We start from the raw sequence: 13244 nt of genomic DNA, 5'->3' as shown, positions 1-13244 counted from the left end.
ACATCAGTGTTGGTAGAATAGTGATAGTGATAAGGAAGTAATCAGAAATGTTTGAGGATCAAGTTTCAAATTACCTGCAAAGAAAAAAAGTGACTTTAGAAGGAAAAAAAATCTTAGTTGGAGTGTCGGGGGGCCCCGATTCTTTAGCACTTCTTCATTTTTTATGGACAAAAGAAGAAGAGTGGAAAATCAAGGTTTATGCCGGGCATGTTGATCATATGTTTCGAGGGGGGGAGTCGCTAGAAGAAGCCAAATTTGTAAAATTGTTCTGTGAAAAAAGGAACATTCCCTTTTCTTGGGAGAGAATAAATTTACCAGTGTTTATTGAAAAAACAGGGATGAACTCACAAAAAGCGGCAAGAGAATGTAGATATTCTTTTTATGAAAAAATCATGAAAGAATTTAATTTAGACTATTTAGCATTAGGTCATCATGGCGATGATCAAATAGAAACAATTCTGATGCGATTAACGAGAGGAAGTTCAGGTAAGGCGAGAGCTGGAATTCCTTTTATCCGTCCTTTCGGAGCAGGAAATATTATTCGTCCCTTTTTATGTTTAGAAAGGGACGACATTGAGGAATATTGTAAAGTACATAATTTAAATCCAAGAAGAGATCCAAGCAATGAAAAAGACACATACAGCCGCAATCGATATAGAAAGTATGTTGTGCCCTTTTTGAAAAAAGAAAACATACACGCGGCAAAGCATTTCCAGCGGTTTAGTGAAGAATTAGCAGACGATGAAGCTTATTTAATGGAGCAGGCAGAAGAAAGGCTTTCATTTATATTAGTCGAAAAACGAGAACAGGAAGCAGTAGTTGATATTAATCGATTTCTTTCAATAGCTATTCCTTTACAAAGAAGATGTATTCAACTAATATTAAATTATCTCTATGACGAGATGCCTATTTCATTATCCGCATTACATACTGAGCAAATGATGATATTACTTAAGAGTCCTCATTCTTCTGGAAATATTGATCTCCCGAATGGTCTGAAAGTGAAAAAGTCGTACCATTATCTTCATTTTCAGCTTAATTTTTCTCCAACAAAATCCTTTTATTATGAATTATCAAAAATGGGAGAGTTATTATTACCAAATGGGTATAATATTAAGGTAGAATATATAGACGGTGAACATCATACTGATAATCATTGTATTCTTTTGGATTCTTCTATTTCCTTCCCTCTTATTATCCGTACAAGAAGCGCTGGCGATAGAATCCATTTAAAAGGGATGAATGGTAAGAAAAAAGTGAACCGCATTTTTATAGATGAGAAGATTCCAATCCATGAAAGAGAGAATTGGCCAATTATTACAGATAGTAATGGTGAAATTCTTTGGATACCAGGACTAAAAAAATCGATATATTCTCATAGTAATACGAATAGTGGTAGTAATCTATTAATAACATATAAAAAGCAATGATCTTCTAGGGGGCACACAAGAAATGAAACACGATATTGAAAAAATATTGATATCTGAAGAAGAAATACAAGGTAAAATCAGGGATTTGGCTTTTCAACTTACAGAGGAATATCAAGATAAATTTCCTTTGGCAATTGGAGTGTTAAAAGGTGCTATGCCCTTTATGGCCGATCTTTTAAAGCGAGTGGATACATACCTAGAGATGGATTTTATGGATGTATCAAGTTATGGTAACTCTACTGTTTCTTCTGGAGAAGTAAAAATTTTAAAAGATTTGGATACTTCTGTTGAAGGAAGAGACATACTAATTATTGAGGATATTATTGATAGTGGATTAACATTAAGTTATCTTGTAGAGTTGTTCCGTTATCGTAAAGCAAAATCAATCAAAATTGTGACTCTTCTTGATAAACCTTCTGGTAGAAAAACGAATCTTGAAGCAGATTATGTAGGATTTAACGTGCCAGACGCTTTTGTTGTGGGGTATGGATTAGACTACGCAGAAAAATATCGTAATCTACCTTATATTGGTGTTTTAAAACCGGAAGTTTATGCAAGTGATAGTAAATAAGGATAAAAGAAAGGAATTCAGATCCAGAAAGGGTAATTCCTTGAATTTACTTAATTTTCTATGTTACTATACTCTATAGTTTGTTTACCGTGGGAGGAGGTAAGGGATGAACCGTATTTTTCGTAATACCATTTTTTATTTATTAATCTTTTTAGTAATTATCGGTGTGGTTAGTTTTTTCAATGGAAATAATCAGCCTACCAAGCATTTAACATATACTGAATTAATAAATCACCTTGAAGCTGGTGATGTTGCAGAAATAACGCAGCAGCCTGAAAGAGGTGTACTTGAAGTACGAGGGAAATTAAAGGGCTACAAAGAAAATGAAACATTTGTTTCTTATGTAACAAACAATGAAACAAATGCTCAAGTGATCTTGAAAGCTGCTACAGAAGGTTCTGATATCGATGTTCAGCCTGCACAAGAAACAAGTGGATGGATCACATTCTTTACTTCAATTATCCCGTTTGTGATTATTTTCATCTTATTTTTCTTCTTACTCAATCAAGCCCAAGGTGGCGGCGGCGGCCGAGTAATGAACTTTGGTAAAAGTAAGGCAAAGCTTTACAATGAAGAAAAGAAAAAAGTTCGCTTTAATGATGTAGCAGGAGCCGACGAAGAAAAGCAAGAACTAGTAGAAGTAGTGGAATTCTTAAAAGATCCACGTAAATTTGCTGAGCTAGGTGCAAGAATACCAAAAGGAGTCCTTCTTAATGGACCTCCAGGAACAGGTAAAACACTACTTGCTAGAGCGGTTGCAGGAGAAGCTGGCGTACCTTTCTTCTCCATCAGTGGTTCTGACTTCGTAGAAATGTTTGTAGGGGTAGGGGCTTCACGTGTTCGTGATTTATTCGAAAATGCGAAGAAAAATGCTCCTTGTATTATCTTCATTGATGAAATAGATGCAGTCGGTCGTCAGCGTGGAGCTGGTTTAGGTGGAGGACACGATGAACGTGAACAAACCTTAAACCAACTATTAGTTGAAATGGATGGATTCGGTGCAAACGAAGGTATTATTATTATCGCTGCTACAAACCGTCCTGATATTTTAGACCCTGCATTATTACGTCCAGGTCGTTTTGACCGACAAATTACGGTAGACAGACCAGATGTTAATGGTCGTGAGGCAGTTTTACGTGTACATGCTCGTAATAAGCCTTTAGATGAGTCTGTCAATCTAAAAAGCATTGCTCAGCGTACACCAGGATTTTCTGGAGCTGATTTAGAAAATCTTCTAAATGAAGCAGCGCTTGTTGCTGCGAGAGCTGATAAGAAGAAAATTGATATGGAAGACATGGATGAGGCAACAGACCGTGTTATTGCTGGACCTTCCAAGAAAAGCCGAGTTGTTTCTAAAAAAGAAAGAAATATTGTTTCTTACCATGAAGCAGGTCATACAATTATCGGTGTTGTGTTAGATGAGGCTGATATGGTTCATAAAGTAACAATCGTACCTAGAGGTCAAGCTGGTGGATATGCAGTTATGCTTCCTAAGGAAGATCGTTTCTTAATGACAAAACAAGAGCTTCTTGATAAGATTACTGGATTACTTGGTGGTCGTGTGGCAGAGGATATCGTATTTGGTGAAGTAAGTACCGGAGCACATAATGATTTCCAAAGAGCTACAGGGATTGCTCGTAAGATGGTAACAGAGTATGGGATGAGTGATAAGCTTGGACCATTACAATTCGGTCAAGCACAAAGTCAAGTGTTCCTAGGCAGAGATTTAAATAATGAACAAAATTATTCTGATGCAATTGCATATGATATTGATTTAGAAATTCAACGAATCATAAAAGAGTGTTATGAAAGAGCGAAACAAATTCTTACAGAAAATCGTGAGAAGTTAAACCTAATCGCTGAAACACTTCTTGAAATCGAAACGTTGGACGCAGAACAAATCAATAGTTTGTATAAAGACGGTGTTCTGCCAGATCGTACGAAACAGGTAGATACTACTTTAGGTTCAGAGGATGTAAAGGTAAATATTAATAAAAAGGATGATAGAGACGAGTAAATCTCGATCATCAGTAAAAAGGATACGCTTAAAAGCGTGTCCTTTTTTATCTATTTGTTAATACTACAATAATAGGTGTATAGATAGCAGCTGTTGCTTTAGGCTTTGTCTCTTTCCTGTTGTATGTTATGATATTTCCAGTATTGAACATGAACGTTTACATATAGCTTAGGTAAGGTGTTAGTGATAGGTGTGAAAAGATACTAATAATAAGTAAAGAGAAAGCTATATGGTAAATAGAATTATATTAATAAAGAAGTGGTGACCATAATGATTTTTGTTTTTGATATTGGAAATACAAATATAGTATTAGGTGTATATGATAAAGAAGAATTAAAACATCATTGGAGAATCGAAACAAATCGTTATAAAACGGAAGATGAGTATGGTATGATCATTAAATCTCTATTCGACCATGTTGGTTTAACATTTTCGGATATTGATGGGATTATTATTTCATCGGTTGTTCCTCCAATCATGTTTTCATTAGAAAGAATGTGCCAAAAGTATTTCCAATTGAAACCGTTAGTAGTTGGTCCAGGAACAAAAACCGGCTTAAACATAAAATATGATAATCCGAAAGAGGTAGGGGCAGATCGAATTGTTAATGCGGTCGCAGCTATTCATGAATATGGAAGCCCGTTGATCGTGGTGGACTTTGGTACAGCGACGACTTTCTGCTATATAAATGAACATAAGCAATACATGGGTGGTGCTATAGCGCCGGGGATTAATATAGCTACAGAGGCTTTGTATTCTAGAGCAGCTAAATTGCCTCGTATCGAGATTGCGAGACCAGAAGGAGTAATCGGTAAAAATACTGTTTCTGCGATGCAATCAGGAATTCTTTTTGGCTATGTAGGACAGGTTGAAGGCATAGTGAAGAGAATGAAGGAAGACAGTGTTGTTAAGCCGAAGGTTATTGCAACAGGAGGATTAGCAAACCTTATTGCCAAAGAATCAAATATTATTGATGCAATAGATCCGTTTCTAACATTAAAGGGATTGCAGCTTATTTATAAAAAAAATAAGGATACACTAAAATAGCAAAATGAAAAGATGAACTGTTTGGAAACGGAATAAGATAAAGGAGTAAATTATGAGTGATTATTTAGTAAAAGCGTTAGCGTTTGATGGTGAAGTTCGTGCATATGCAGTAAGAAGTACAGAAACAGTTGGAGAAGGGCAAAGAAGACATCATACTTGGCCAACAGCATCAGCTGCTTTAGGTAGATCTTTAACAGCAACAGCAATGTTAGGTGCAATGCTTAAAGGAGATCAAAAATTAACAGTGAAAATCGATGGTGGCGGTCCAATTGGGCTTATCCTAGTTGATGGTAATGCAAAAGGCGAAGTACGTGGATATGTTACCAATCCACAAGTTCATTTCGATTTAAATGAGCATGGGAAATTAGATGTGAGAAGAGCGGTTGGGACAGAAGGGACGTTATCTGTTGTAAAAGATATCGGAATGCGCGACTATTTTACCGGTCAGGTTCCTATCGTTTCAGGGGAGCTTGGAGAAGATTTTACTTACTATCTGTTTAATTCAGAACAGGTACCTTCCTCTGTCGGAGTTGGCGTGTTAGTAAATCCGGATGACAGCATTTTAGCTGCAGGAGGATTTATTATTCAATTAATGCCAGGTGCAAAAGAGGATACGATTACGAAAATTGAGAATAGGCTAAGCGAAATACCACCTATTTCTAAGTTAATTGAGAAAGGTTTAACACCAGAGGAATTATTAGAAGAGGTTTGTGGAAAAGATAATGTAAAAGTAATTGAAAAAATGCCTATTTCATTTACGTGTACATGTTCGAAAGAAAGATTTTCTAATGCTATTATTAGCTTAGGGCAAGCAGAAATCGAAGATATTATCGAAACAGACGGACAAGCGGAAGCTGAATGCCATTTCTGTAATGAGAAGTATATGTTTAACAAAGACGAGCTAGAAAAATTACTTGAAGAGGCGAAGTAAGAAGAAAAATTGAAACACCATGAAAGGCTGGTTGTTTTCCACCATTTTCAAGGTGTTTTTTTATTGAAAGGGAGAGAGTTTTTTGGGAATGGAAATATAATTAATTTTTCGGAAAATACAAACATATAGATTGACAAATGAAGGTGCCATTTGGTAAATTAATATTATAAAACCAATTAAAATACTCGGAATAAAGATAAGGGGAGATTGCAAATGTCAAAAATCGCAAATTCTGTAGTAGATCTTATCGGTGGAACACCCATTGTAAAATTAAATCGTTTAGTGGATGATTCTAGTGCAGATGTTTATTTAAAATTAGAATACATGAATCCGGGAAGCAGTGTAAAAGATCGTATTGCGTTAGCGATGATTGAAGCTGCTGAAAAAAGCGGGGATTTAAAACCAGGTAGCACTATCATTGAGCCAACAAGTGGAAATACAGGTATTGGACTTGCTATGGTTGCTGCAGCAAAAGGCTACCGTGCTATTTTAGTTATGCCAGAAACAATGAGTATTGAACGTCGTAGATTGCTAAAAGCTTATGGTGCTGAGCTAGTATTAACACCAGGACCAGAAGGAATGGGTGGAGCTATCCGCAAAGCAGAAGAATTAGCAAAAGAAAATGGCTATTTTATTCCCCAACAATTTAAAAATATTTCTAATCCTGAAGTACATAGGTTAACAACTGGACCAGAAATCGTGGATGCTTTCGGTGATGAAGGTTTAGATGCATTCATTGCTGGTATTGGTACAGGTGGAACAATCACTGGTGCTGGGGAAGTGTTAAAAGAAAAATATAATGATATCAAAATTTATGCAGTAGAACCTGCTGATTCTCCAGTGCTGTCAGGTGGAAAACCAGGACCGCATAAAATCCAAGGAATTGGTGCTGGATTTGTTCCAGATATCTTAAATAGTGAAGTATACGATGGCATCATTAAAGTTTCAACAGAAGATGCTTTTGAATATGCGCGTCGTGCAGGTAAAGAAGAAGGCGTATTAGGTGGGATTTCTTCAGGTGCAGCTATTTACGCAGCGTTACAAGTTGCAAAAGAGCTAGGAAAAGGGAAAAAAGTATTAGCGATTATCCCAAGTAACGGAGAACGCTACCTAAGCACACCTCTTTATCAATTTGATGAAGAAGAATAATAAAAGTTAAGCTTACAGAAGCCTCCTTAAAAAGGGGGCTTTTTGTTTTTTGTTATGCTGAAACAATGTTAAATAGTTAAGCACAAAAACATATGATTTTTTTGTATTTTTCTCTGTTCATCCTGTATGATGAGAACATATAAAAACGTAAGGAGCGAAGCCTGATTGAAGAATTACAAGGTATATAGTAAGACGATTTCTCTCTCGTATGAGCAGTTTTTTAGGAGTTTTTTAACACTTGCTGAAGATGAATCCCATTATGTTTTATTAGAAAGTGGACGGGGTGGCAGATATAGCATTGGTGCTATTTCCCCTGTAGTAAAAATGATAGGTAGAAATAATCGGTTAGAAGTGATAGATAAACAAGGCATTGTATTAATCAAAGGCAATCCGCTTCATTCGATTAAAGAGGTAATGAATAATTATGTTGTAGAAGCTGATCCGAAGCTGCCTGAGTTTCAAGGAGGAGCACTCGGGTTTATTAGCTATGACTATATTCGATATATCGAAAAGATTCCTAATCAGACAGTTGATGATATGGATATCCCGGATGTATTCTTTTTGTTATTTGAAGAGTGGTTTACGTATGATCATCAAGAAAATGAATTATGGATATCTGGGTTATATGAAGAAAATCAATTAGCCATCGTTCGGGATAAAGTCGAAACCTATGCATTAGGATGGGGGGGCGAAAGTAAAGAGGAACAAATACAAGGTGATGTAGTAAAGTCTGAGGGTGTAAAGGTATCGATTGAAGATAATGAATTTCAACAATCTGTGCGCAAGATTCAGAAATATATTTCGCAGGGTGATGTATTTCAAGTTAATTTATCTGTTCGACAGGCTAAACCGTTGCACGTGTCTGCGCTCGATGTCTATAAGCAACTAAGAATATTAAACCCATCTCCTTATATGGGCTATTTTCATACACCTGAGTTTCAGTTAGTTAGTGGGTCACCAGAGCTTCTTGTCAAAAAGAAGGGAAAAGAAGTAAGCACACGTCCGATAGCGGGAACAAGGTCACGTGGGAAGGATGAGGCAGAGGATTTAGTACTTGCTCGTGAGTTGATCGAGAGTGAGAAGGAAAGAGCAGAACATGTTATGTTAGTAGACCTAGAAAGAAATGATTTAGGGAGAGTATGTGCGTACGGGAGCGTGCAAGTCGACGAATTTATGGTAATTGAAAAGTATTCCCATGTTATGCATATAGTATCCAATGTAAAAGGGCAACTTGCAGATGAGAAAGATGAATTTGATCTTATTGATAGCATGTTTCCGGGTGGAACAATCACGGGAGCTCCGAAAATACGCACAATGGAAATCATTGAAGAATTAGAGCCAGTGCGTCGTGGCCCTTATACTGGCTCATTAGGATGGATTGGCTTTAATCATGATATGGAATTAAATATTATGATTAGAACGATGCTGGTGAAAGACAACCAAGCATATGTACAAGCGGGTGCGGGAATAGTGATTGATTCTATACCTGCAAATGAATACAAAGAATCAATGAAAAAGGCTAGAGCGCTGTGGAATGCGAAAGAATTAGCGGAAGAGAAATTAGGTGGTAGCAAATGATTTACATGATTGATAACTATGATTCTTTTACCTATAACCTTGTGCAATACTTAGGTTCATTAGGACAAGAATTACAAGTAAAAAGAAATGACGAAACTTCTATAGAGGAAATAAAAAAGAACAACCCAGCATATTTAATGATTTCTCCTGGACCGTGTACTCCGAATGATGCAGGGATTAGTTTGGAAGCTATTCAAACCTTTGCTGGTAAATTACCGATTTTTGGTGTATGTCTTGGTCATCAAGCAATTGGACAAGTTTTTGGAGGAGAGGTTGTACAAGCAGGCAATTTAATGCATGGAAAGATTTCGCTTATCTATCATGATGGCAAAACTATTTTTCAAGGTTTGCCTAATCCGTTCCCGGCTACACGCTATCATTCTTTGATTGTAAAAAAAGAAACATTACCTGAGTGTTTGGAAATATCTGCTTGGACGAAAGAAGGGGAGATTATGGGGCTTAGGCATAAAGAGCTTCCAGTCGAAGGCGTGCAGTTCCATCCGGAATCTATTATGACTGAAGCTGGTATGGAAATCTTGCATAACTTTATTCAATCTTATCGAGAAGGAACCGAGTGAGAAGATGTATATATACTTAAATGGAAAGATTATTCCCCAGGAAGAAGCTGTTGTATCGGTTTTTGACCACGGCTTTATGTATGGAGTAGGCTTATTTGAAACGTTGCGTGTATATGAAGGTCATCCCTTTTTATTAGAAGATCATCTTGAACGATTAAATGAAGGATTAAAAGAGATGAATATAGAGAAGTCTTTTGGACGAGAAGAGGCAGTATCTATTATTAAAGCTCTACTGAGTAAAAATAAGATTGAAAATGCTTATATTCGCTGGAATATTTCAGCAGGAAGTGGAATGATCGGACTCCAAACAGAGCCATATAAACAACCAAATACCATTGTGTATATAAAGCCTCTTCCAAAGGCAGCTGGTATGGTTGAAAAAACGGGGAAAATAGTTGCAATTTCAAGGAATACGCCAGAAGGAGCCTTTCGCTTAAAATCCCATCATTTTTTTAATAATATCCTTGCTAAGCGTGAGATTGGACCGGAGATGACCATGGAAGGAATCTTCTTAACAAAGGAAGGATATATAGCAGAGGGGATTACATCTAATCTTTTCTGGATTATTGACGGTGAGCTCTATACCCCTAGCTTGCAAACGGGCATCTTGAATGGGATTACGAGGCAGTTTATTTTAAAACTTGCACAGGATAAAGGGATAGTTATTAAAGAAGGTATGTTTTCGCTTGATATCCTTGAGCATGCCCAGGAGGTATTTGCAACAAATTCTATCCAGGAGATAATACCGATTAAAAGAATAGAAACTAATGTATATAAGGGAATGGAAGGTCCTATTGTTACAATGCTGCATAAAAAGTATAGAAAACATACTAATCAATTATGGTCGGTAAAAGAGTTAGGAGGAATAAAGGAATGGTAAATAAAATAGAGTGTGGCCCATATACATTGGATTATGAACAAAAAACAATTGTAATGGGAATTTTAAATGTAAATCCGGATTCCTTTTCCGATGGCGGTAAATATAACGAAGTAGACAAAGCGGTAGAGCGTGCGATCCAGATGGTAGAGGACGGAGCAGATATTATTGATATAGGTGGGGAGTCTACCAGACCTGGATATACAGAAATTTCGGTCGAAGAAGAATTGGAACGAGTAATCCCGATTATTGAACGATTAAAGATGGAGGTAGAAGTTCCCTTATCGATTGATACATATAAAGGTGAAGTAGCAAGACAATCTTTACGAGCAGGTGCTCATGTTATTAATGATATATGGGGAGCGAAAAGAGACTCTAACATGGCAGCTATTGCAGCTGAATATCAAGCTCCGCTTATCTTAATGCATAATAGAGATAATCTTAACTATACGTCCTTTTTAGAAGATGTAGTCTCTGATTTGCAGGAAAGTATCGATATTGCTATAGGAGCAGGAGTCTCTAACGAGAAAATCATCCTTGATCCTGGTATTGGCTTTGCGAAAGATTTAAACGGAAACTTGGAAATGATGAGGGGCTTAGATAGACTTGTAGCTATGGGATATCCAGTGTTGCTTGCTACCTCTAGAAAATCATTGATTGGAAATGTTTTGAATTTACCTGTAGAAGAACGAATAGAAGGAACAGGTGCAACTATTTGCTATGGTATTCAAAAAGGATGTCAGCTAATCCGTGTTCATGATGTAAAAGAAATGACGCGGATGGCACGCATGATGGATGCACTGATGGGAAAGGGAGAATACAGTGGATAAGATCATATTAAATCAAATGGAATTCTATGGTTATCATGGTGTTTTTAAAGAAGAAAATAAATTGGGTCAACGCTTTATTGTGGATTTACAGGCAGAAGTGGATTTAGCAAAGGCTGGAGAAACAGATGACTTACAATATTCGGTGAATTATGGACAGCTTTTTTTAGATGTCAAGGAGATAGTGGAAGGAAAACCGTATAAATTGATTGAGGCGGTAGCTGAGAATATCACACGGAAACTTTTATCATCTTATTCCCTCATTGAAAGTATAACCGTTTGTATCATTAAACCAGACCCACCTATTCCAGGTCACTATAAATCGGTTGCTGTGGAAATTACGAGGAAGAGAAAAGGATGAATGAAGTTTATTTATCGTTAGGATCGAATATTGGAAATCGGTTTGAATACATATATGAAGCTGTGCAAATGTTGCAAAGTCAAGAAGAAATAAAAGTGGTAAATATTTCATCCATTTATGAAACAGATCCAGTTGGATATGAGGAACAAGCACTATTTTTGAATATTGTCGTCCAGATTGAAACTTCATTAAACCCTTTATCTTTATTAGAACAATGCCAGAGGATAGAAAGTGAACTTGGAAGAAAAAGGATAATTAAGTGGGGCCCAAGAACAATAGACCTTGACATTTTATTGTATAATCATGAAAATATAGTATCAGAGAAGCTAATTATTCCACATCCAAGAATAGAAGAGCGAGCATTTGTTTTAGTTCCGTTAATAGAAATTGCTCCAGATATAAAGTTACCAAATAAATCAATACTTTTAAAAGAAAGTTTGAAGCTTTTGCGAGATAGAGAAGGAGTAAAGGTATGGAAACGACAGAAAAATGGGGAAGACGTATTCGAGCTTTTCGAAAGCTAAAAGGATATACACAGGAAAGTTTAGCAAAAGAGTTACTTGTTTCTGTTTCTATATTAGGAGAGATTGAGCGGGGGAATCGTATGCCTTCAGAAGAAATGATTGATTCTATTGTAGGGGTACTAAAGATAACAAGAGAAGAGTTAGATCCACATCAAAATAAATAAGCGCGGTTCATCAGGGGGTAAAAGGTTGTTTAAAATAGGAAATGTTGAAATCAGTAACCGTGTTGTGCTTGCGCCAATGGCTGGTATTTCAAATTCTGCTTTTCGTTTAACGGTTAAGGAATTTGGAGCGGGTCTTGTTTGTGCGGAAATGATTAGTGATAAAGGCATTGTTTTAAAAAACAAGAAAACAATGAACATGCTTTATATAGATGAGCGCGAAAATCCAATGAGTTTACAGATTTTTGGCGGCGAAAAAGAAACATTAGTGGAAGCGGCGCAATTTGTTGATAAGAATACTAATGCAGATATTATTGATATTAACATGGGGTGTCCTGTGCCAAAGATTACAAAATGTGATGCAGGTGCTAAATGGTTGTTAGATCCAGATAAAATTTATGATATGGTTTCTGCTGTGGTTGAAAATGTTGATAAACCAGTAACGGTTAAAATGCGTATGGGATGGGATGAAGACCATATATATGCAGTAAGAAATGCACAAGCAGTTGAACGTGCAGGCGGAGCAGCGGTTGCATTACACGGCCGGACACGTGTGCAACTGTATGAAGGAAAAGCAAATTGGGATATTATCCGTGAAGTAAAACAATCGATCAATATTCCCTTAATGGGTAATGGAGATGTAAATACACCACAAGATGCAAAAAGAATGTTAGATGAAACTGGCTGTGATGGTGTAATGATTGGGAGAGCCGCTCTAGGTAATCCGTGGATGATTTATAGTACGGTTAAGTATTTAGAAACAGGAGAATTAGTAAGTGATCCGTCAATACGTGAAAAGATGGATGTATGTATTCTTCATCTAGATCGATTAATTAGCTTAAAAGGCGAGTATGTAGCAGTTAGAGAAATGCGAAAACATGCTGCTTGGTATTTGAAAGGCATTAAAGGGAATGCAAAAACAAGAAATGCAGTTAATGAATGTGAGACTAGAGAGCAGCTAGTGACACTCTTGAACGCTTTAGTCTTAGAGGTAGAGGAAAGAGAACGATTTGAAATGGAAGTAGGCTAATTTTGAACGTATCTGTTTAATTTTCCTGTAATATGTGTAAAAATAAAGCTGTTGGACAAAAAATCTGACAGTTTTTTTTCTTTTTTAGTGTCTGTAATCGTGACATTGTGTAGAATAATAAAGTATGTATAAAATTGAACGATTCCTTTTTTAGGTGATCATA

Annotated in this window: 14 protein-coding genes; all 14 read left to right on the top strand. The window is 36.6% G+C overall.

Annotated elements, in window-relative coordinates:
• The first annotated feature begins 47 nt into the window (after window positions 1-47).
• Complete coding sequence (gene tilS, locus NST60_RS10870) at window positions 48-1430, top strand: tRNA lysidine(34) synthetase TilS (RefSeq protein ID WP_169187585.1); 1383 nt, start codon at window positions 48-50, stop codon at window positions 1428-1430.
• Window positions 1431-1452: 22 nt separating this feature from the next.
• Window positions 1453-2001, top strand: coding sequence for a hypoxanthine phosphoribosyltransferase (hpt, locus tag NST60_RS10865; protein WP_169187586.1), 549 nt, complete (start codon window positions 1453-1455; stop codon window positions 1999-2001).
• A 106-nt stretch (window positions 2002-2107) separates the two neighbouring features.
• A complete protein-coding gene (gene ftsH / locus NST60_RS10860; protein ID WP_169187587.1) occupies window positions 2108-4018 on the top strand; it encodes an ATP-dependent zinc metalloprotease FtsH in 1911 nt (636 codons plus the stop codon).
• 270 nt (window positions 4019-4288) lie between these two features.
• Window positions 4289-5065: a type III pantothenate kinase gene (locus tag NST60_RS10855; RefSeq protein ID WP_169187588.1), complete on the top strand. Its 777-nt coding sequence runs from the start codon at window positions 4289-4291 to the stop codon at window positions 5063-5065.
• Window positions 5066-5117: 52 nt separating this feature from the next.
• Window positions 5118-5996, top strand: a complete 879-nt coding sequence (hslO, locus tag NST60_RS10850; protein ID WP_016204760.1) for an Hsp33 family molecular chaperone HslO — start codon at window positions 5118-5120, stop codon at window positions 5994-5996.
• 213 nt (window positions 5997-6209) lie between these two features.
• Window positions 6210-7145, top strand: a complete 936-nt coding sequence (gene cysK, locus NST60_RS10845) for a cysteine synthase A (RefSeq protein WP_101728763.1) — start codon at window positions 6210-6212, stop codon at window positions 7143-7145.
• Window positions 7146-7310: 165 nt separating this feature from the next.
• Window positions 7311-8723: an anthranilate synthase component I family protein gene (locus NST60_RS10840; protein ID WP_169187589.1), complete on the top strand. Its 1413-nt coding sequence runs from the start codon at window positions 7311-7313 to the stop codon at window positions 8721-8723.
• Window positions 8720-9301 carry an aminodeoxychorismate/anthranilate synthase component II gene (gene pabA, locus NST60_RS10835; RefSeq protein ID WP_169187590.1) on the top strand — a complete coding sequence of 194 codons (582 nt, stop codon included), beginning with the start codon at window positions 8720-8722 and terminating at the stop codon, window positions 9299-9301. Before NST60_RS10840 ends, pabA begins: the two co-directional genes overlap by 4 nt.
• 4 nt (window positions 9302-9305) lie before the next feature.
• Window positions 9306-10181 carry an aminodeoxychorismate lyase gene (pabC, locus tag NST60_RS10830; RefSeq protein WP_101728765.1) on the top strand — a complete coding sequence of 292 codons (876 nt, stop codon included), beginning with the start codon at window positions 9306-9308 and terminating at the stop codon, window positions 10179-10181.
• Window positions 10175-11008, top strand: coding sequence for a dihydropteroate synthase (gene folP / locus NST60_RS10825; protein ID WP_016204765.1), 834 nt, complete (start codon window positions 10175-10177; stop codon window positions 11006-11008). The genes pabC and folP overlap by 7 nt, the downstream gene beginning before the upstream one ends.
• Window positions 11001-11366 (top strand): dihydroneopterin aldolase, encoded by a 366-nt coding sequence (folB, locus tag NST60_RS10820; RefSeq protein WP_016204766.1) that lies wholly within the window; start codon window positions 11001-11003, stop codon window positions 11364-11366. Before folP ends, folB begins: the two co-directional genes overlap by 8 nt.
• Window positions 11363-11890, top strand: a complete 528-nt coding sequence (folK, locus tag NST60_RS10815; protein WP_016204767.1) for a 2-amino-4-hydroxy-6-hydroxymethyldihydropteridine diphosphokinase — start codon at window positions 11363-11365, stop codon at window positions 11888-11890. Before folB ends, folK begins: the two co-directional genes overlap by 4 nt.
• On the top strand, window positions 11839-12054 hold the full coding sequence (locus NST60_RS10810; protein ID WP_016204768.1) for a helix-turn-helix domain-containing protein: 216 nt from the start codon (window positions 11839-11841) through the stop codon (window positions 12052-12054). The genes folK and NST60_RS10810 overlap by 52 nt, the downstream gene beginning before the upstream one ends.
• A gap of 25 nt (window positions 12055-12079) precedes the next feature.
• Window positions 12080-13081, top strand: coding sequence for a tRNA dihydrouridine synthase DusB (dusB, locus tag NST60_RS10805; protein WP_016204769.1), 1002 nt, complete (start codon window positions 12080-12082; stop codon window positions 13079-13081).
• Window positions 13082-13244 lie beyond the last annotated feature (163 nt).

Source organism: Niallia sp. FSL W8-1348 (assembly GCF_038006745.1).
GTDB classification, from domain to species: domain Bacteria; phylum Bacillota; class Bacilli; order Bacillales; family Cytobacillaceae; genus Niallia; species Niallia alba.
Note: the sequence above shows the minus strand (reverse complement) of the source record. Positions and strands in the feature narration are given on the sequence as shown.